This window comes from Amycolatopsis sp. EV170708-02-1, assembly GCF_022479115.1.
In the GTDB taxonomy this organism is placed as follows: Bacteria; Actinomycetota; Actinomycetes; order Mycobacteriales; family Pseudonocardiaceae; genus Amycolatopsis.
The window spans coordinates 1,039,996-1,058,367 of the sequence record NZ_CP092497.1; the positions used below are offsets into that span (position 1 = coordinate 1,039,996).

Genomic DNA, 18,372 nt, shown 5'->3' on the forward strand with positions numbered 1-18,372 from the left:
TGGGGGATGACATGACCGTGCGAATCAGGGTGGTGAGCATCGAAGGTCTGTGGACACCGGAGGAACTGGCCACATTCCTTGGCATACCAGAGAAGACGCTCCGGGATTGGCGGTTCAAGGGCTATGGACCGTCTTGGATCAAGATGGGGAAACACGTCCGGTACAGCCCCGACGTTGTCCGCGACTGGCTGACGTACCTCACCGAGACCACCGGCGCCGCATAACCGCGCACTCTTTCGGCAACTTCAAACAGAGAGGCATCTTCATGGCACACATCCAAGATCGTTGGTACCAGGACAAAAAAGACCCGGTAACCGGCGAAATTGTGTTGAACAGCAAGGGAAAGCCTGTCCAGGAACCCACCTCGGACCATGGGAAGGGCTTGCGCTACAAGGTCCGCTACCTCGACCCCGACAAAATCGAACGTGCGAAATCGTTTCCAGATAAGCAACTCGGCAGGGCCAAGGAATTCAAGACCAAAGTAGAGAACGATCTCTACGCGGGCACCTACGTAGACCCCAACGCGGGGAAGGTGGAATTCAGGGTCTACGCAAAGACGGTCCTTTCTGGACGGTCACAAGACGAGTCCACCGTAACCGTGGAGCGGATACGTCTGGAGAACCAGGCGTATCCGTTCCTCGGCCGGAAACTGCTGTCGTCGTTCAACACCCCCGACGTCATTCGAAAGTGGCTGGCGTGGATGAATGAGCGGGACCGGGAAACTTCGGCAACATATCAGCGGCTCGTGTTCGACCTCGTGTCTTCGATCCTGGATGCGGCGGTAGCGGATGGGAAGCTCAAGGTCAACCCGTGCCGTGACAAGTCGATCCAGGCTCCGAAGCCGATCCGGCGGAAGGTCACCCCATGGCCGGATGCGCGGTTGCGTCGCGTGGAGCTGGCGCTCCCGGCTCGGTTCAAGCCCTGCGTGCCGCTCGGGGCCGGGCTGGGGCTGCGGCAAGGTGAGATCCTGGCGTTCAGCCTCGACAACGTCGACCGGGACGAGATGGTGTACCACTGCACCCGGCAGATGGTCACCGTGGGCGGTGTACGCAAGTTCAAGCTTCCGAAGGGCCACAAGACCCGGTCTATCCCGCTGGGGCGGGGCGTGCTCGAACTGCTCGACGCGTACGCCGAGACCTACCCGCCCGTGTCGATCACCCTGCCTTGGGCGGAACGTGACGGACGGGCTACCGAGACAATCCGGGTTCTCATGGTCAACGATGCCGGGGACCTCTACACGGGCCAGACGTTCAACAAGTCCGTGTGGAAGGCCACCTTCAGGCGGGCAGGACTGCCTTACCAGGATCGTGAGGACGGCATGCACGCGATGCGGCACCTGTTCGCCTCGGCGATGCTCGCGCGGGGTGTGTCGATCAAGCCCCGTCAGGCACCACCAAGCGCCGAAGAGACGGCCTGACGGCCTGTAGACGGCCTGAGCACGTAGAGGAGCCCGGAATGACCCCTAAAATGCCTGCTCAGGCGCTAGATCCGGTTAAGACGTCGATGTTCTTCTTCCTGACCCAGTTCCTGCAGGACATCGCGGGTTTCGCCGCACTGGAGACCGGCTTCGCGTTCCTGCCGATGGCGGTCTGCATGTTCCTGCTGAGCAGGCTGATCCCCAAACTGCTCCCCCGGTTCGGGCCGAAACCGCTCGCGCTCACCGGTACCGCGCTGATGACCGGCGGGGTCGTCTGGCTGACCGCGCTCACCACCGGCAGCGGCTACTTCTCGCACCTGCTCGGGCCGATGCTGCTGATGGGCGTGGGCGCGGGGCTGGCGTTCTCCCCGCTCAGCGTGATCATCATGGCGACGGTGCCCACCGACGACGCGGGGGCCGCCGGCGGCGCGTTGCAGACGTTGCAGCAGGTCGGGGCGACCTTGGGGCTGGCGATCCTGATCACCGTGTTCGGCGCGGTGACCCGGACCCCGTCCGGGAGCCCGGCGGAGACCACCGTCGGCGGGATGACCGCGGCCTTCACCGTCGCCGCCGTGGTGACGTCGCTGTCGTTCCTGGTGGCACTGACCTTCCGGCGCCGGGCTTAGAGCTTCGCGCCCGCCTGGACCTTGTGCGTGACCTTGCGCTCCATCACGAACGAGAAGAACGGGATGCAGCCCGCGATCAGCACGAGCAGGGTGCCCTTCATCGACCAGCGGGCCTTGATCGCGAGGTCGACCGCGAGCAGCAGGTAGATCAGGTAGAGCCCGCCGTGGACCATGGGGATCATCTTCACGAACTGGGGAAGCTCCACCCGGAAGACGTACTGCAGCAGCATCTCGACGACCAGCCCGAGGAGGGCCACACCGGTGGCGTACGCCGCGACGCGGAACCGGATCAGCGGTCCGCCCAGCGAGACCGGGCGGGCCGGGGCGGCGTCGTCAGTTCGGGTGGTCATAGGGTCTCGAACCTCTCTGGGGACTACTTGTCGCGGGCGTTGAGTTCGCGCAGGTACCTGTTGTACGCGGCGAGCTCGTCGTCCTCGGGGGCGGCGGCACCGGGGCACGCCGCTGCCGGGGCGCCGGCACCTCGGGGACGGCGGTCTCGGCCACCGTCTCCTGGGCGTCGGCCTCGGCGGCGCGGCGGCGGAGCTTGCGGATCCGCCAGAACATGAAGGCGGGGAACAGCCCGAACAGCGGCCACTGCAGGACATAGCCGAGGTTCTGGAACGTCCCGCTGGCCGAGGAGAACCGCTCCCACTGCCACCAGGCGAGCCCGCAGCACAGCGCCAGGCTCACCAGGCAGACGCCGGCGATGCCGAGACGGCGCAGGATGACGGGCGAAGCGGACACACATCGACGCTAGCACTGGGCGCGCGGCGAATCGTCGCCGACCTGGGCGGTCGGGACCTTGGTCCCGCCTCGGGTCTCGTGAGTGGCAAGGACGGTTCTAACCGTCCTTGCCACTCACGAGACACCAGTCACGAGGCGGCGGCGACGGACTTCGCGTATCCGTCCGCCAGCCCGAAGACCTTCTGCGCGTACTCGGTCGAGTTGTTGTACGACAGGATCCCCTGCCACCACCCGGAGGCGGCCGACATGTCGCGGTTGTTCACGCACAGATAGCGCGCCGCCGCCAGCGTCGCGTCGTCGATCTGCTGCGGGTCGCCGACGCCGTCGCGGTTGCCGTCGGCGGCGTACCGGCGCCAGGTGCTGGGGATGAACTGCATCGGGCCGACCGCGCGGTCGACGGCCGCGTCGCCGTCGAACTGACCGCCGTCGGTGTCGCCGATGGCCTTCACCCCGGGCGATCCGTCGAGCGGTACGCCGATGATGGGCTTCGACGGCCGTCCGTCCTGGCCGAGGACGGCGCCGCCGTACTGGCCGTGGTTCGACTCGATCCGGCCGATGCCCGCCAGGGTCGCCCACGAGATCTTGCAGTTCGGCTGCATCTGGCGCATCGCCAGTTCGGCGTGGCCGTAGGCGAGCAGCGCCCTGGCCGGGATGCCGGTGGCCTGGGCCGCCCGCTCGGTCCAGGCGGTCAGGGGGTCCTTGCCGGGTTTCGGCTGCGCCTGCTGGGGCGAGGTCTGCTGGGTGGCGCCACCCGCGAGGGTGGCGTTGACCGGGGCGACCGAACCGGGTTTGACGTCCGCCGCCTTGACCTGCAGGGCGGGGATCTCCATCGTCGTGGGGCTCGCGACCGGGGCGGACGCCTTGGTCACCAGCCAGATCCCGCCCCCGGCGAGGCCGAGCACGGCCAGCACGATCACCAGCCTGCCGAGTACGGCGGCGCCCACCCCGCGGCGTGGCGGAGCGGGCGTGGCCGGGTCGTCGACGAGCTCGTCGTTTTCCGGGGTGGTGCGCACGAAGCGGGTCCTCCAGCGTGGGCGGCGATCACGACCGATGCTCGAACAACGAGCCCGCGCAGGTTAGCGTTACGCGGTAGCCGAGATCGCCCCTGCCACGCCGGTTCACCCGCGCGTGCGAGAAGTTCTCATCAGGCGGACTTCTGCTGCCTCGCCAGCCGCGCCACGCACCAGGCCGGGGCGCTGCCGCGGCGAAGGTGCTGCAAAACGGTCATCGGGCCGAGGCGACGGCTCAGGTCGGACGGGGCGAGCCCGGCCGCGCGGTAGTCGAGCGCGCGCTGGTCGAGCGGGCTGATCCCGGCGTCCCACCAGGCTTCGGCCTCGGCGACGTCGCCCACCATCTGCCACCAGCCGGCGGCCGCGACGAGCAGGTCCTGCGGGACCTCCGGGAGACGACGGCTCATGGCGTCGAGGTAGCCGGGGTCGGCGGCCTCGACCGGCGCCCAGCGCGCCTGGCCGGACTGCTGACGCTGGCCGGGGATTCCGGGAGCCTGCCTGGGCACGTCGGCCAGCCACGCCGACGCGATGCGGTCGGCCTCCTGCTCCTCGGGGGTCTGCTCACGCTCGGCCGCCCACTGCCGGATCAACGCATCGACTCCGGGATCTCCGGTCATCCCTGCCTCCTCATGATTCCCCGACTGACAAGTCCTGACTTACTTGCCCGGCTGGAAGTTCCCGCTGCCCTGGGGCTTGCACCTGCGGAAACTCCTCGCCCAGGAGGCCGGCTCCGGCGCCTGGAGGACCAACCGATCACGCAATGTGAGCACCGTAGGGGCGCGGAGGTCTTTTCCGCCAGAGCTTCCAGGGCACGAATTCGTCGACCAGCGGGTTTTCGGGGGCAATCCACCCGGATGGTCGAGTCGTCCGACCGAAATCCGAGACGGGTGACACTGAGTGATAACCGCAGGTGGCTGCGCACGGTGATCACCGGCGTCGCCGAGGACACCGGTGATCACGGGAGGCAGGTCAGGAGAAGAGGCTCCGGACGAACGTCACGATGGCTTCGGCACCGGACCGGAGCCAGCCGAGCGCGGTGTGGACGGCATCGGCGGATTGCGTCGGCCTGCTGATCAGAAAGAAGAGCACGAGCGCGACGACGGCGATCACAACGAATTTCTTCAAGCCGGGCGACATGGCTCCATCCCATCACACCGTAGTGTCCAGACGATGACTCCGCGCGCACTGCGGACTTTGTCACCACTTTAAGGAGAATCGGGCCCTGTTGCCCACCCGTATTCGCCTGAGGGAGCGATCGATGAGCGAAAACGTTCTCGTCCACCGGGAAGGGCCGGTGACGACGATCACGCTGAACCGCCCCGCGTCCCGCAACGCCGTGGACGGGCCGACCGCGGCCGCGCTGGCGGACGCGTTCCGCGCGTTCGACACGGACGGGGAAGCCGCGGTCGCCGTCCTCACCGGTTCGGGTGACGCCTTCTGTGCCGGAGCCGATCTGAAGGCCGTCGGCACCGACCGCACCAACTCCCTCAGCCCCGCAGGTGACGGGCCGATGGGCCCGACGCGCATGGCCCTGTCGAAGCCGGTGATCGCCGCGGTCCACGGGCACGCCGTCGCGGGCGGGCTGGAGCTGGCGCTGTGGTGCGACCTGCGGGTCGCCGACACCACGGCCGTCTTCGGCGTGTTCTGCCGCCGCTGGGGCGTGCCGCTCATCGACGGCGGCACGGTGCGCCTCCCCCGGCTGATCGGCCACTCGCGGGCGATGGACCTGATCCTCACCGGCAGGCCGGTCGACGCCGACGAGGCGCTCGCCATCGGGCTTGCGAACCGGGTCGTGCCGGACGGCGAGGCGCTGGCGGCCGCGCAAGCGCTGGCACGCGAACTGGCCGCGTTCCCCCAGGCGTGCCTGCGCGCGGATCGCAAGTCCGCGTACGGCCAGTACGGGCTCACCGAAGACGAGGCGATGCGGGCGGAGTTCTCGAACGCGCTGATCGGCGGCGGGCTCGCCGAGGAGGCCGTCGCGGGCGCCGGCCGGTTCAGTGACGGCGCGGGGCGTCACGGCAGCTTCGACGGCCCGCGCCCCTAGGGTCTGTCGGATGACCGAAACCGGAGTCGCGCTCAGACCGGTGTCCGAAGAAGACCTGCCGATGCTCGAAGCGCTCACGAACGACCCGCGGGCGGCGGGCCCGTTCGAGTGGCACGGCTGGCACGATCCGCATTTCCTGCGCCGCCGCTGGTCCGAGTCCGGCATGCTCGCGGCGGACAACGGGATGCTGATGATCGATCTCGGCGGGCAGCGGCTCGGTTTCGTCTCGTGGCACAAGACCAGGACCGGCTCGACGTCGTACTGCTGGAACGCCGGGCTCGTGCTCATCCCCGAGGCGCGCGGCCACGGCTACGGGACCGAAGCTCAGCGGCTGCTGGTCCGCTACCTCTTCGCGCATACGCAGATGAACCGGGTCGAAGCGTCGACGGAGGCCGGCAACGTCGCCGAGCAGCGCTCCCTGGCGAAGGCGGGCTTCACCAGGGAGGGCGTGCTGCGCGGCTACGGGTTCCGGGACGGGGCCTGGCGCGACCACGTCCTCTATGCGGTGCTGCGGTCCGATCTCGACGTGGGCTGAAAGCGTCCTTCACCGCGTGTGATGCGGTGAAGGACGCTTTCGCCGCGTCTCATGCGGGGAAAGCGTCCTTCAGCTCACGCGATGGTGCCCGCGGCCCTGAGCCGTTCGATCCCGTCGGCGTCCACGCCGAGTTCGGCGAGGACCTCGGCGGTGTCGCCGCCCTTGGGGCGCGGCGGTTCCGGCGTCTCGGCCGGCGTGCGGTCGAACCTCGGCGCGGGCGCGGGCTGCATCATGCCGCCGACGTCGACGAAGGTTTTGCGCGCGACGTTGTGCGGATGCGACGGCGCCTCCTTCGGGGAGAGCACCGCCGTCAGGCACGCGTCGGTGCCCTCGGCCTTCGCCACGAGTTCGTCGCGAGTGTGCTTCGCGACGGCTTCGGCGACGATCTTGCGCAGCTTCGGCCACTCGTTCTTGTCGACGTGGACCGGGGTCTCCTCGGGGTCGAGCCCGAGCACCTTCACCAGATCGCCCCAGAACCGCATCTCGATCGCGCCGATGGCGACGTACTTGCCGTCGGCGGTCTCGTAGGTGTCGTAGAACGGCGCGCCGCCGTCGAGCATGTTCTCGCCGCGCCCGCCGGACCACAGCCCGGAGTCCAGCAGCCCGTGCAGGCTGGTGGTCAGCAGCGCCGCACCGTCCACCATGGACGCGTCGACCACCTGTCCCTTGCCGGAGGTCTGGCGTTCGAACAGCGCCGCCAGCACACCCATCGCGAGCAGGAGGCCACCGCCGCCGAAGTCACCGACGAGGTTGAGCGGTACCACCGGCCGCTGCCCGGCGTGCCCGATGGGTTCGAGCGCACCGGAGATGCCGATGTAGTTGATGTCGTGCCCGGCGACGGTCGCGAGCGGGCCGTCCTGGCCGTAGCCGGTCATCCGCCCGTAGACCAGCCGCGGATTGCGGGCGTGGACCTGCTCCGGCCCGATGCCCATCCGCTCGGCGACGCCGGGACGGAATCCCTCGATGAGCACGTCGGCGTCGTCGGCGAGTTTCAGCACCAGTTCGACCCCCTCGGGGGTCTTGGTGTTGATCCCGATCGACCGCCTGCCGCGCGCGAGCGGATCGTTCGGGAACCCGATGACGTCGTTGCCGGGTGTCGCCCGGTCGATCCGGACGACCTCCGCGCCGAGATCGGCGAGGATCGTGCAGGCGAACGGCGCCGGGGCGAGCCCGGCCAGTTCGACGACCTTGAGCCCGCTGAGCGGGCCGGCCTTTTTCGCCACGTTCTTCCTTCCTGCGCCAACGGTTTCCGCTACAGCGTGCGGGAGATGATTTCCTTCATGATCTCGCTGGTGCCGCCGAAGATCCGGGAGATCCGGATGTCGGCCCACGCCCGCGCGATCGGGTACTCGGTCATGTAGCCGTAGCCGCCGAAGAGCTGCAGGCAGTCGTCGACGACCTTGTTGACCCGTTCGGTGGTCCACAGCTTCGCCATCGCCGCGCCCTGCACGTCGAGTTCCTTGCGCAGATGCCGTTCGATGCACTGGTCGAGGAAGGCGCGCGACACCGCGGCCTCGGTCGCGGCCTCGGCGAGCTTGAACTTGGTGTTCTGGAAGTTGTAGACCGGGCGGCCGAAGGCCTGGCGGTCCTTGGTGTAGGCGATGGTCTGGTCGATCGCGGCCTCCATCCCGGCGACCGCGGTGACCGCGATGATCAGCCGTTCCTGCGGCAGCTGCTGCATGAGCTGGATGAAGCCGAGCCCTTCCTGCGCGCCGAGGAGGTTGGCGGCCGGGACGCGGACGTCGTCGAAGTTCAGCTCCGCGGTGTCCTGGCCCTTGAGGCCGATCTTGTCGAGGACGCGGCCACGGCTGAAGCCCGGGGTGTCGGTCTCGACGGCGATCAGCGAGACACCCTGCGCGCCGGCGTCCGGGTCGGTCTTCACCGCGACGACGACGAGGTCGGCGTGGAAACCGTTGGTGATGAACGTCTTCGCGCCGTTGATCACGTAGTGGTCGCCGTCGCGCACCGCGCGGGTCTTGATGCTCTGCAGGTCCGAGCCCGTGCCGGGTTCGGTCATCGCGACCGCGCCGACCATCTCGCCGGAGGCGAACTTCGGCAGCCACGCCTTCTTCTGTTCTTCGTTCGCGTACTCCAGGATGTAGTGCGCGACGATTCCATTGTGGACGGTGACGCCCCATGCGCTGTCTCCGGACCGGGCCTGCTCCTCGTAGAGCACGGCCTCGTGGGCGAACGTGCCGCCGCCACCGCCGTACTCCTCCGGGATGGACAGTGCCAGCAGGCCGACCTCGCCCGCCTTCGTCCACAGCTCGCGGTCGACCTTCTTCTCGGCCGCCCAGCGCTCCTGGTTCGGCACGAGTTCCTTCTGGCAGAAGGTCCGGGCGAGGTCCCGGAGGTCTTCGAGCTCCGTCGTGCTCCACGAACTCTTCTGGATCTGCAAGGGCACGGCCAACGCCTCCTGATCGGACCTGGAAAACATGACGCTTAGGATGTAAGTTCCATTCGGAATGTACATCCGTACCGAGCTGCACGTAAAGGGGGCTGGATCCGGTGAGTGTGCTCGGCAGGACCCACCGCACCCAGGCCGAGCGACGGGAGCAGACCCGCGCCGCCCTGCTCGACGCGACCATCGACTGCCTCGTCGACCTCGGCTACGCGCGCACCTCGGTGCAGGAGATCTGTGCCCGCGCGGGTGTCTCGAAGGGCGCCGTGCAGCATCACTTCTCCGCGAAGGCCGAACTGATGGCCGCGGCGGTCGAACATCTGACGGAGAAGCTGCGCGGACGCCTGGCGACGTCGATCTCGGCGCTTCCCGGTGGCGCCTCCGGTGTCGCGGCGGCGATCGACCTGCTCTGGGAGGGCTACTCGGGCACGCTGTCCACGGCAGCGACGGAACTGTGGGTCGCGGCGCGCACCGACCCCGAACTCCGCGAGGCGATCCGCCCGGTCGACCGGGCGCTGGGCCGCTCGACGCTGGAGCATGTCACCGCGGTCGCCGGTGACCTCCCGAAGGAACGCGCGGAAATCCTCTTCTGGCTGACCGTGAACCTCACCCGCGGCCTGGCGCTGGACGCCGAACTCGGCGGCGATCCCCAGCGGCGGCGGCAATTGCTCGACGAATGGAAACGCGTCGCGGTCGTGTTGTACGAGGACGGCTCCGTGTAGCAAATGGCACTTATCTCCTCGGCCGATTCGTGGTGGAATTCCTTGCTGGCCACCAAAACCGGCGGAGGAGCCGACCATGAGCGCGCCGCAGCAGCAGCCGTACCAACCGACTGGCCCGTTCAGCTCAATCCCGCCGTCCGATGCCCGGCTCCCGCGCCTTTTCGCCGCGATGATGGGGGTTTTCGCCGGTCTGCTGGTCCTTCTCGCGACTTTCCTCCCGCAGTCGACGTACGAACAGATCTCCGAAGGCAAGCCGGTGTCGAAATTCGCCGAAACCGGCTGGACGCGGACCTTCGACATCGAACCTTCGGCCGAGGAGAAGGAGTTCTACGACAAGACCCATGTCGCCCGCTACGGCATCCCGCTGTCGGCCGCCGCGCTGACGCTGTTCGCCGGGGCCGCGGTGGGTTTCGCCGCGTACCAGCGGAGTTCGACCTCCATCGCCGCGACGACGTCGAGGACACTGCTGGTCGCCGGCGGGGCGGGGACCGCGATCGGCGTCTGGATGCTCGGCATGGACATCTCGGCGAGCCTGAGCTTCGGCCAGGACACCGGCCGCTTCGTCTCGCGTTATGGGACCGGCAGCGGTTTCTGGATCCTGCTCGCGGGCGGGCTCGTGGCGTTGCTCACCATCGGGCTGGCGATCGTGGCCAACCGGCGTGAACCGGCGCCGCCCCGGCAAGTCCCTTATCCGGTCGCCTATCCGCCTTACGCGCCCGGCGTCCCCCAGCAGCAGTATCCGCAGCAACAGCCCTACGAGCCGCCGTCTCCCCCGACGCCGCCCGCGGGGTCCGCGTTGCAGCAGCAGGACATCCTGCGCCCGTCCCCGGACAACCCGCCACGACCCGACAATATGTGAAACTTATTCATATCAGCGGTGGACAGTCTCCATACCGGCAGTATGCTGTACTCGTCGGTAACACCTGGGCTCTGCGTGGCGCCTCCCCGGCTCCGCGCGGCATGGAACGGAGACGGCATGACGAGCACGACACCGGCGAGCGCGGGCCACCACACCGAAGGACCGGCCACCATCGGCGACGTCCCCGGCGCCCCGGCCGCGGCCAGGGCGGAACGGCTCGTGCGGCGGGTCGTGGGCGGCGCGGATTCCGCACCGGTCCAGATGCGCGCGCCCTTCACCGGGCAGCCGATCGCGACGCTGCCCCAGGCCACCGACGCCGACGTCCGTGCCGTGTTCGACCAGGCCAGGGAGGCTCAGCGCGCGTGGGCCGAACGGCCGGTCGAAGACCGCCAGCGCATCCTGATCCGCTTGCACGACCTGGTCCTGAAGCGCCAGGAAGAAGCGCTCGACCTCGTGCAGATCGAGGCGGGCAAAGCACGGATGGACGCCTTCGACGAGGTCAGCGCCACCGCGCTCGTCGCCGCCTACTACGGCAAGCACAGCGCGAAGATCCTCTCCCCGCGTCGCGCCGCCGGGCTGATCCCGGTGCTGACGAAGGTCGGCGAGGTCCGGCACCCGAAGGGCGTCGTCGGGATCATCTCGCCGTGGAACTACCCTCTCGCGCTGACCGCGATGGACGTCCTCCCCGCGCTCGCGGCGGGCAACACCGTCGTGCAGAAACCGGACAACCAGACCGCGCTTTCGGCGCTGTGGCTGCAGGAGGTCGCCGAGGAGGCCGGGCTGCCCGCCGGGGTCTGGCAGATCGTGCTCGGCCGGGGCTCGCGGATCGGCGACGCCCTGGTCGAGGAATCGGACTACCTGTGCTTCACCGGATCCACGCCCACGGGTAAGGGGCTCGCCGCGAAGGTGGCGGAGCGGCTGACGAGCTACTCGCTGGAACTCGGCGGCAAGAACCCGATGATCGTGCTGCCCGACGCGGATATCGCCAAGACCGCCACGGGCGCGGTGACCGCGTGTTTCTCGTCCGCGGGGCAACTGTGCGTCTCGGTCGAGCGCATCTACGTCCACGAGTCGATCCGCGAAGAGTTCACCCGTGCCTTCGTCGCCAAGACCGCCGCGCTGCGGCTCGGCGGCGCGCTGGATTACCAGGCGCGGATGGGATCCCTGACTTCCGAGTCCCAGCTCGCGACGGTGTCGGCGCACGTCGAGGACGCCCGGTCCAAGGGCGCGAAGGTGCTCACCGGCGGCAAGGCCAGGCCCGACCTCGGCCCGCTGTTCTACGAGCCGACCGTGCTCACCGACGTCACCGAGGACGTCAAGCTGTTCGCCGAAGAGACCTTCGGGCCGGTCGTGTCGATCTACGGCTACACCGACGTCACCGACGCGATCGAGCGCGCCAACGACACGAAGTTCGGGCTGAACGCGAGCGTGTGGTCGCGTAACGGCCGGGCGGGCTGGGAGGTCGCGGCGCGGCTGAAGGCGGGGACCGTCAACGTCAACGAAGGCTTCGCGGCGACCTTCGGGACCGTCGGGCTGCCGATGGGCGGAATGAAGGAGTCCGGTGTCGGACGGCGCAACGGCGCCGAAGGACTGCTCAAGTACACCGAGGCCCAGGCGATCGCGGTGCAGCGCGGGATGCCGCTGCGGCCCGGTAAGGGAATCCCGCCGAAGCTGTGGGCGCGAGGCCTGAGCGCGGGCCTGAAGGCCCTCCGCCGCCTCCCGCGCCGCTGACCCCTTCCCGCGTTTCGTCCTCTGAACGCGGTACTTGCACGCGCAAGGATCGCATCCAGAGGACGAAACGCGGCTAGGAGGACGAAGACGGTGCGGCCAGGAGGCCCCGGTCGTAGGCGATCGCGACGGCCTCGGCCCGGCGGCTCGCGCCTAGTTTCGCCATCACGCGCGAGAGGTGGACGCTCACCGTCTTCTCGCTGATGTACAGCTCTTCGCCGACCTGCCGGTTGGTCCGGCCGAGCGCGACGCGCTCCAGCACGTCGCGCTCGCGGTCGGTGAGCGGGTCGACGACGTCACGGCGCGGCGGCAAGGCTTCCCCGGGCAGCTCGACCCGTGCCCGGTGGCTGAGCTCCCGGACGGCTTCACGCAACGGGCACGCGCCCAGCCGATCGGCCACCTCGTGCGCGGCCAGCAGCTCCGACGCGGCGAGCGCGGTGTCGCCGTCCGACGCCAGCAAGGACTTCGCGTGCTGCAGGCGGCACATGGCCTGCTCGTACACCGCGCCATACCCGAACGCCTCGACCGCCTTCGCCCACAACGCCGGATCCCCCGCGCCGCGCAGGCACGCACCGAGTGCCTCCAGCCGGGCGAGCCACGCCAGCGCCTCCGGACCCAGCGACACCGAACGCGGGATGCCGTGCTCGGCGCAGTGGCGGCCGTGGGCGAGCAGTTTCTCACCCGCTTCCACCGCGGCCTCGGCCGTCGCCAGATCGCCGCGCACCCGTGCTTCGGCGGCCTGCGCGACGGCCGCCGTGAGACCGTGCACGCTGATCCGGATCCCGCCGAGGACCGCGGGTTCGACCTCTTCGAGCCAGTCGATCAGTTCCTGTGCCTGCCGCACCGCCCCCGCGTGATCCCGGCGCCAGGACGCGAGCTGGATCGCGGCGTCGGCGGACGCGAGCGCGATCGAGTAATCCGCGCTCCAGTGCTGACGCAGGCTCGGCAGGATCTTGTCCGCGTCCGCGAACCGGCCCCGGCCGACGACGAACTGCGCCCAGATCCCCAGGAACCGTCCGGCGACGACACTCGACACCCCGCGGCCCGCGCGGCCGGCGTCGTCGTCTTCCGGCCAGTCCCCGCTGACATACCGCAGCGTGAGGTGCTTGGTCCGCAGCTCGATGCCGAACGAGCTCCAGGTCAGCCCGGTCTCCTTGGCCCGCTGGATGCCCTTGGCGTAGTACTTCAGCGCGGAACGGATCTCGGCCCGGTCGTCGTAGCTCAGCCCGAGGAAGTGCAGGGCCCGCAGTTCGCCGTTGAGCGCACCGGAATCCCTGGCCTTCCGCTCGGCCTCGCGCAGCCGCTCCCGCGCCTGCTCGACATCGCCCGCCGAATCGGCCAGCGTCCCGAGCGAGACCAGCGCCGCCGCCTCCGCTCCGCCCGCGCCGACTGCCCTGGCGTCGGCGACCGCGGCCAGCGCGCACTGCAGCGCCTCGTCGTGCCTGTCGATCAGCCGCAGGATCCCGGCGCGGGTGGCGAGCACCCACGCCCGCGCGGCACTCGCCTCGGTGTGTTCGACCAGCTCCCAGGCCTTGTCGATCGCCTCGACGACCTCGTCGATCGTGCCGTCGACCGAAAGCAGCGCCTCCGCGTGCCGTCGCCAGACCTTGGCGGCCCGCTCGTTGCCGGTGTCCGGGCCGAGGGCCTCGGTCGCGGACCGCGAGTAGGCGACCGCGCGCTCCGGCTCCCCCGACGTGCTCGCGAAATACGACGCCTCGTGCAGGAGGCGCAGCTCGTCGACGTCCGACGGCCGGTCCGCCGCGGGCACGGCGTCCCAGATGGACAGTGCCTGCTCGACGTGCCGCAGCGCGGAACCGGGCGCGCCCAGCTTCTCCGCCTCGTCCATCGCGCGCAGCAACGCGGCCAGCGCGGTGACGAAATCCTTGCTCTCCAGGCTGTGGTGCGCGAGCCTCGCGTCCTGGCCCCGGCCCTGTGTCCGGTTCCGGATCCGCGCCGCGTACGCCGCGTGCATGCGTACCCGCTCCCCCGGCAGGAGGTCGCCGTACACCGCTTCCTGCAGCAGCGCGTGGCGGAAGGTGTAGAAACCGTTCTCGATCACCAAGACGTGATGCTGCACGGCCTCGCGCAGCGCCTCGTCGAGTTCGAGCTCGTCCAGCCCGGAGATCTCGGCGAGCGCGGCGTGCGCCACCGCGTCCTTGGCGACCGAGACCACGCGCAGCACCCGGCGGGTGATCTGGGAGAGCTGCTCCACCCTGGCGAGGAGCACTTCGGCCAGCCCGGCGGGAAGCTCACGGCAGTCCTTCGCGGACGCGAGCAGCTCCTCGACGAAGAACGGATTGCCTTCGGACCGGGCGACGATGTCGGCGATCATGTCCTGGCCGATCGGCTCGTCGGCCAGCGCTTCGACGAAGGCGCGCGCGTCCTCGGCGCCGAACGGTTTGACCTCGACGCGTTCGACCGCGCCCAGCCGCACCACCTCGGACAGCAGCGCCCGCAGCGGATGCCGCCGGTGCACGTCCTCCTCGCGATAGCTCGCCACCACCAGCAGCCGCTGGGTGCGCAGCCTCGTCAAGAGGAAGGACAGCAGGTTCCGGGTGGAGCCGTCGGCCCAGTGCAGGTCCTCCAGGAGGATCACCACGGGCCGGCGCTGAGCGATGACGGTCAGCACCCCCAGTACCGCGTCGAACAGCTGGAGCTGGCCGAGGTCCTGTTCGGGCCCGAGCCGTTGCGTCGACATCCGTTCGCTCGCGGTGAGCTGACCGTCTTCGATGGCGGGGTAGTCCTCCGCCTGCTGCATCTGCGGGAGCAGCCTGCCCAGCGCCGGCCGGGCCCGGAGCGCGGCGGTGACCGCGGGATCGGAGGTCGTCGCCAGCGGCGCGAGCGCCTCGGCGAACGGAAGATAAGGAAGACCGCCCTCATGGACGTCGATACAGCGCCCGGTGAGCACCAGGGCGCCCGCGCCCGCGGCGTACTCGCCGAGCGCGGTCAGCAGGCGGGTCTTTCCGACGCCGGCGTCACCGGAGAGCAGCACCGCGCCGGCCTCAGCCCGTTCTGCACGGGCGAAGGCGGCGCGGAGCTGCCGCATCTCCTGTGTGCGGGCGACGATCGGGATTCCGGAGCCAAGACGGGGCACGAGGTGCATTCTTGCCTACCGGACCGACAACTTCGCCTGTGTTTTCGCCGAGAGCTTCATCGCACTCGACCTCTACCGGGTGATGTCGCCGCTGCGGGCGGGCACCTGCCGGGCCTCGCGGCGCTCCTGGGCGGGCACCTGGACTTCGGCGCGGTGCGCGCGGATCCGCTTGCTCGCCCGGCGAGCCCGCTCGACCCACATGCTGCGGCCCGCTCGCTGCAGCTCCTCCCGCCGGTACTCGACCTCGGCCAGTACGCCGGTGAGAAGGGCGTCGTTCGTGTTCATCTTTTCCCCTTAGGAACTTCACTGCCTTGTTGGTAGTGAAGAGATTCGTCCTGAGGGGTGCCCTGAGGCATCGGGTGATCACCTACACCCGGACGTGATTCGACCCCTTACGCCGGCCCATCCCCTGCTCGGGGGGCGTAAGGGGTCGAGTTCGAGGGTGTCTAGCCGTGATCGGGGCCACTCGCACGCACCGCACCGAGCAGCCCGCGCCAAGCCTGCGGCGAGAGGCGGAAGGAACCTCCCTCGGGGTCCTTGGAGTCCCTCAGCGCGGCACCGGAACCGGTGAAGGCGACCTCGACACAGTCGTTGCCGCCACCGCTGTGGCTGCTCTTGAACCACCGGGCCTGGGAAAGGTCATCGTTGGGCGTCATGCTCCCCACTCCTTACTTTGTTTCCAGGGACTTCTCCGGAAGGGCCGCCTGTTCGGCGAACCTCCCGGCGGCCTCGGCGATCACCTCGACCGAGTCGTCCGGCTTCAACGCGGCGGCACGCAGATGGTCGAACATCAACGCGTATCGCCGGACGTCCGGTGGTTCCTCCAGGTAGAGCCCGCTGGAGGTGCTGTCGACGTAGACCACGTCGGTGTCGGCCAGTTCGGGGAAGCCCATGATGAGGAACGGACCCTCCATCCCGGGATGGGCGCCCGCGCCGAACGGCACGATCTGGACGGTGACGTTCGGTTGGGCCGCCATCGTGACCATCCGGTACAGCTGTTCCGCCATCACCTCGGGCCCGTCGACCACGCGGTGCAGGACCGCTTCGTCGATGACCGCCCAGTACTCCGGGGCGAGGGATCGGTCAGCAGCTCCTGGCGCGCCATCCTCGCCGCCACCCGGCGCCTGATCTCGGCGTCCTCGGCGTCGGGCCGCATCGCCCTGATCACGGCCTTGGCGTAGCGCTCGGTCTGCAGCAGGCCCGGCACCAGCAGCGCCTGGAACGCCCGCAGCGAACTCGCGTCCGCCTCCAAACCGACGAAGGTGCCGGTGAACACCTCGTTATACGCGTGCCACCAGCCGCGTTTGCGGGCTTCCCTGGCCAGCTGGACGAGCGCCTCCTGCTCGTCACCGGCGATGCCGTACAGCTCCAGCATGTCGCGCGCGTCGCGCGGGGTGACCCCGACGTGCCCCGTCTCGATGCGGCTGACCTTCGACGCCGAGCATTCGAGCTTCTCGCTCACCTCGTCGATGGTGAGGTCGGCCGCCTCGCGCAGCCGCCTCAGCTCGCTCGCCAGCCGCCGGCGGCGCACGGTGGGCCCCTGACCCCTCGTCATCACGGCACCTCCACAAGCTGTCCGAGCAACACCGATCGCGACACGGCGAGGAGAACAGTGTTCGGCAACCCCGCACGAAGCACATCTAACCAGCCCGAGACACATTCGGTGAGATGGTCACACGACCATTTTCACCCACGCGTCGATTTTCATCCTGCAAATTGCAGATTGCCGTTGTAGGTTGAGCATTGTGCAACGCGGTACGCCCGCCCTCACCGGCGGCAGCGGATCCGCTCGCGGCACGGGCGCGGGGCCGCGAGCTGCACCGATGGGCTTTCGGAAGGATACCCGTCGAAGCCGGATTCACCCCCGGTGCAGGGCCGGAGCCGTCCCCCGATCGGTTCCGGCCCTCCCTTTATGCCCGCACCCATTCGGTAATACTCTGGCTCCAGATGTTAATGCGTTTCGCCATTCCCTCTAAAGGGTGGACAAGACCGGATCCCGACTGCGGAACGTCACACGACTCGGAGAAGACCTTCCTGTACGACGGTGGCGATATGCGTTCCGTCCGCGGCGAAGAACCGGCCGGTCGCCAGCCCCCGGGCACCCGACGCCGTCGGCGACGCGCTGTCGTAGAGGAACCACTCGTCGGCCCGGAACGGGCGGTGGAACCAGAGCGCGTGGTCGAGGCTCGCGCCGAGCACCTTATCGAGATCCCAGTAGACGCCGTGGCGCGCGAGGACCGAGTCCAGGAGCGTCATGTCGGAGGCGTAGGTGAGGACGCAGACGTGCAGCAGCTGCTCGTCCGGGAGCTTGCCGTCGGCCCGCATCCAGACCTGGTTCCTGGCGGGACGGTCGCCCGACTTCCTGGTCACCCACGGCGGATCGTTGACGTACCGCAGGTCGATCGGACGCGGCCGGTCGAGATGGCCCATGAAGTAACCCTCGGCCCGTTCCTGCAGCGTCGGGAGTGAGTCCGGGGCCGGGACGTCCGGCATGGCCTCGGAGTGCTCGATGCCGCCCTCGTCCTTCTGGAACGAGGCCGACAGCGAGAAGATCGCCTTGCCGTGCTGGATGCCCACGACGCGGCGGGTGGTGAACGAGCGGCCGTCGCGGATGCGGTCGACCTCGTAGACGATCGGGACACTCGGGTCGCCGCCGCGGATGAAGTACGCGTGCAGCGAGTGGACCTTCCGCTCCTCGGGGACCGTGCGGCCGGCGGCGACCAGCGCCTGCCCCGCGACCTGCCCGCCGAACACCCGCACCGGCGAGTGGGCGGGCGAGACGCCGCGGAAGATGTTCTCTTCGATCTTCTCCAAGTCCAGCAGCGCGACCAGCCGGTCGAGCACGGGCTGTCCGCCCACCCCGCCGGCGTTGTCGAAACCGGCCGCGGCTTCCCTGGCCATCTCAGTCATGTCCTGAACTTTAGGCCGTGCGGGTGCCCGGAGCCTCCGTGAGGCGGGACGTTTGTCGCGAAGGCCACCTTCGGGACACCTCGGTCGGTACCGGCACGGAACCCGGCCTCGGCGAGTTCCGCCTTCAAGCACGCGTGTCGCGCCTTGAAGCACGCGAGTTCCGCCTTCAAGCACGCGTGTCGCGGTCTCGGGCACGCGTCCGAGGCCCGTTCATAGCACCCGCCAACGGGCTGAAGGGGCCCTTCACCGCATGGCATGTGACGAAAGGCCCCTTCGCCACAC

Annotated in this window: 18 protein-coding genes and 2 pseudogenes; 8 read left to right on the forward strand and 12 right to left on the reverse strand. The window is 69.2% G+C overall.

What is annotated here, in order from left to right; genetic code table 11:
- Positions 1 to 11 precede the first annotated feature (11 nt).
- From MJQ72_RS04585 to MJQ72_RS04595, 3 genes are read left to right on the forward strand one after another with little or no spacing between them, the layout of a single operon-like run.
- On the forward strand, positions 12 to 224 hold the full coding sequence (locus MJQ72_RS04585) for a helix-turn-helix domain-containing protein (protein WP_240597908.1): 213 nt from the start codon (positions 12 to 14) through the stop codon (positions 222 to 224).
- Positions 225 to 265: 41 nt separating this feature from the next.
- The gene (locus tag MJQ72_RS04590) at positions 266 to 1,417 is read left to right on the forward strand and encodes a site-specific integrase (protein WP_240597909.1); all 1,152 of its coding nucleotides are present in this window, start codon (positions 266 to 268) and stop codon (positions 1,415 to 1,417) included.
- A gap of 38 nt (positions 1,418 to 1,455) precedes the next feature.
- The gene (locus MJQ72_RS04595; RefSeq protein ID WP_240597910.1) at positions 1,456 to 2,043 is read left to right on the forward strand and encodes an MFS transporter; all 588 of its coding nucleotides are present in this window, start codon (positions 1,456 to 1,458) and stop codon (positions 2,041 to 2,043) included.
- On the opposite strand, the gene MJQ72_RS04600 is transcribed toward MJQ72_RS04595, so the two are convergent.
- The 5 genes and pseudogenes from MJQ72_RS04600 to MJQ72_RS04620 form a co-directional block, all read right to left on the reverse strand.
- Positions 2,040 to 2,393 carry a DUF3817 domain-containing protein gene (locus tag MJQ72_RS04600; RefSeq protein WP_005166062.1) on the reverse strand — a complete coding sequence of 118 codons (354 nt, stop codon included), beginning with the start codon at positions 2,391 to 2,393 and terminating at the stop codon, positions 2,040 to 2,042. The two genes, MJQ72_RS04595 and MJQ72_RS04600, sit on opposite strands and share 4 nt — an antisense overlap.
- A gap of 23 nt (positions 2,394 to 2,416) precedes the next feature.
- Positions 2,417 to 2,787: pseudogene (locus tag MJQ72_RS04605) on the reverse strand (hypothetical protein).
- Between the two features lie 128 nt (positions 2,788 to 2,915).
- On the reverse strand, positions 2,916 to 3,800 hold the full coding sequence (locus tag MJQ72_RS04610) for a lytic transglycosylase domain-containing protein (RefSeq protein WP_240597911.1): 885 nt from the start codon (positions 3,798 to 3,800) through the stop codon (positions 2,916 to 2,918).
- Between the two features lie 131 nt (positions 3,801 to 3,931).
- Positions 3,932 to 4,414 carry a helix-turn-helix transcriptional regulator gene (locus MJQ72_RS04615; protein WP_240597912.1) on the reverse strand — a complete coding sequence of 161 codons (483 nt, stop codon included), beginning with the start codon at positions 4,412 to 4,414 and terminating at the stop codon, positions 3,932 to 3,934.
- A 352-nt stretch (positions 4,415 to 4,766) separates the two neighbouring features.
- The gene (locus MJQ72_RS04620) at positions 4,767 to 4,922 is read right to left on the reverse strand and encodes a hypothetical protein (RefSeq protein ID WP_162182762.1); all 156 of its coding nucleotides are present in this window, start codon (positions 4,920 to 4,922) and stop codon (positions 4,767 to 4,769) included.
- 133 nt (positions 4,923 to 5,055) lie between these two features.
- On the opposite strand from MJQ72_RS04620, the gene MJQ72_RS04625 reads away from it, so the two are divergent.
- Together MJQ72_RS04625 and MJQ72_RS04630 are read left to right on the forward strand one after the other, a co-directional pair.
- Positions 5,056 to 5,841: a crotonase/enoyl-CoA hydratase family protein gene (locus tag MJQ72_RS04625; RefSeq protein ID WP_240597913.1), complete on the forward strand. Its 786-nt coding sequence runs from the start codon at positions 5,056 to 5,058 to the stop codon at positions 5,839 to 5,841.
- 10 nt (positions 5,842 to 5,851) lie between these two features.
- Complete coding sequence (locus tag MJQ72_RS04630) at positions 5,852 to 6,376, forward strand: GNAT family N-acetyltransferase (RefSeq protein ID WP_240597914.1); 525 nt, start codon at positions 5,852 to 5,854, stop codon at positions 6,374 to 6,376.
- 74 nt (positions 6,377 to 6,450) lie between these two features.
- On the opposite strand, the gene MJQ72_RS04635 is transcribed toward MJQ72_RS04630, so the two are convergent.
- Both MJQ72_RS04635 and MJQ72_RS04640 read right to left on the reverse strand, forming a co-directional pair.
- Positions 6,451 to 7,599, reverse strand: coding sequence for a CaiB/BaiF CoA-transferase family protein (locus MJQ72_RS04635; protein ID WP_034322467.1), 1,149 nt, complete (start codon positions 7,597 to 7,599; stop codon positions 6,451 to 6,453).
- Positions 7,600 to 7,628: 29 nt separating this feature from the next.
- Positions 7,629 to 8,780, reverse strand: a complete 1,152-nt coding sequence (locus MJQ72_RS04640; protein ID WP_240601255.1) for an acyl-CoA dehydrogenase family protein — start codon at positions 8,778 to 8,780, stop codon at positions 7,629 to 7,631.
- A gap of 104 nt (positions 8,781 to 8,884) precedes the next feature.
- Between MJQ72_RS04640 and MJQ72_RS04645 the strand changes: the two genes are divergently transcribed.
- The 3 genes from MJQ72_RS04645 to MJQ72_RS04655 all read left to right on the forward strand — a co-directional run bounded on the left by MJQ72_RS04645 (position 8,885) and on the right by MJQ72_RS04655 (position 12,089).
- Positions 8,885 to 9,499 (forward strand): TetR/AcrR family transcriptional regulator, encoded by a 615-nt coding sequence (locus tag MJQ72_RS04645; protein ID WP_240597915.1) that lies wholly within the window; start codon positions 8,885 to 8,887, stop codon positions 9,497 to 9,499.
- A gap of 76 nt (positions 9,500 to 9,575) precedes the next feature.
- Positions 9,576 to 10,358 carry a hypothetical protein gene (locus MJQ72_RS04650; RefSeq protein ID WP_240597916.1) on the forward strand — a complete coding sequence of 261 codons (783 nt, stop codon included), beginning with the start codon at positions 9,576 to 9,578 and terminating at the stop codon, positions 10,356 to 10,358.
- 117 nt (positions 10,359 to 10,475) lie between these two features.
- The gene (locus MJQ72_RS04655) at positions 10,476 to 12,089 is read left to right on the forward strand and encodes a succinic semialdehyde dehydrogenase (protein ID WP_240597917.1); all 1,614 of its coding nucleotides are present in this window, start codon (positions 10,476 to 10,478) and stop codon (positions 12,087 to 12,089) included.
- Positions 12,090 to 12,162: 73 nt separating this feature from the next.
- On the opposite strand, the gene MJQ72_RS04660 is transcribed toward MJQ72_RS04655, so the two are convergent.
- The 5 genes and pseudogenes from MJQ72_RS04660 to MJQ72_RS04680 form a co-directional block, all read right to left on the reverse strand.
- Positions 12,163 to 15,189 (reverse strand): helix-turn-helix transcriptional regulator, encoded by a 3,027-nt coding sequence (locus MJQ72_RS04660; RefSeq protein ID WP_240597918.1) that lies wholly within the window; start codon positions 15,187 to 15,189, stop codon positions 12,163 to 12,165.
- 63 nt (positions 15,190 to 15,252) lie between these two features.
- Entirely contained in the window at positions 15,253 to 15,465 is a 213-nt protein-coding gene (locus tag MJQ72_RS04665) for a hypothetical protein (RefSeq protein WP_240597919.1), read from the reverse strand.
- Positions 15,466 to 15,626: 161 nt separating this feature from the next.
- On the reverse strand, positions 15,627 to 15,836 hold the full coding sequence (locus tag MJQ72_RS04670) for a DUF397 domain-containing protein (RefSeq protein ID WP_240597920.1): 210 nt from the start codon (positions 15,834 to 15,836) through the stop codon (positions 15,627 to 15,629).
- Between the two features lie 12 nt (positions 15,837 to 15,848).
- Positions 15,849 to 16,735, reverse strand: a pseudogene (locus MJQ72_RS04675) (helix-turn-helix domain-containing protein).
- A 455-nt stretch (positions 16,736 to 17,190) separates the two neighbouring features.
- Entirely contained in the window at positions 17,191 to 18,090 is a 900-nt protein-coding gene (locus tag MJQ72_RS04680; protein ID WP_240597921.1) for an acyl-CoA thioesterase II, read from the reverse strand.
- Between the last annotated feature and the right edge of the window lie 282 nt (positions 18,091 to 18,372).

Bases quoted from the DNA above. Each gene is read 5' to 3' on its own strand.
- MJQ72_RS04625 (WP_240597913.1), top strand. From the start codon at position 5,056: ATGAGCGAAAACGTTCTCGTCCACCGGGAAGGGCCGGTGACGACGATC.
- MJQ72_RS04595 (WP_240597910.1), top strand. From the start codon at position 1,456: ATGACCCCTAAAATGCCTGCTCAGGCGCTAGATCCGGTTAAGACGTCG.
- MJQ72_RS04670 (WP_240597920.1), bottom strand. From the start codon at position 15,836: ATGACGCCCAACGATGACCTTTCCCAGGCCCGGTGGTTCAAGAGCAGC.
- MJQ72_RS04600 (WP_005166062.1), bottom strand. From the start codon at position 2,393: ATGACCACCCGAACTGACGACGCCGCCCCGGCCCGCCCGGTCTCGCTG.
- MJQ72_RS04590 (WP_240597909.1), top strand. From the start codon at position 266: ATGGCACACATCCAAGATCGTTGGTACCAGGACAAAAAAGACCCGGTA.
- MJQ72_RS04655 (WP_240597917.1), top strand. From the start codon at position 10,476: ATGACGAGCACGACACCGGCGAGCGCGGGCCACCACACCGAAGGACCG.
- MJQ72_RS04665 (WP_240597919.1), bottom strand. From the start codon at position 15,465: ATGAACACGAACGACGCCCTTCTCACCGGCGTACTGGCCGAGGTCGAG.
- MJQ72_RS04630 (WP_240597914.1), top strand. From the start codon at position 5,852: ATGACCGAAACCGGAGTCGCGCTCAGACCGGTGTCCGAAGAAGACCTG.
- MJQ72_RS04585 (WP_240597908.1), top strand. From the start codon at position 12: ATGACCGTGCGAATCAGGGTGGTGAGCATCGAAGGTCTGTGGACACCG.
- MJQ72_RS04680 (WP_240597921.1), bottom strand. From the start codon at position 18,090: ATGACTGAGATGGCCAGGGAAGCCGCGGCCGGTTTCGACAACGCCGGC.
- MJQ72_RS04660 (WP_240597918.1), bottom strand. From the start codon at position 15,189: ATGCACCTCGTGCCCCGTCTTGGCTCCGGAATCCCGATCGTCGCCCGC.
- MJQ72_RS04650 (WP_240597916.1), top strand. From the start codon at position 9,576: ATGAGCGCGCCGCAGCAGCAGCCGTACCAACCGACTGGCCCGTTCAGC.
- MJQ72_RS04615 (WP_240597912.1), bottom strand. From the start codon at position 4,414: ATGACCGGAGATCCCGGAGTCGATGCGTTGATCCGGCAGTGGGCGGCC.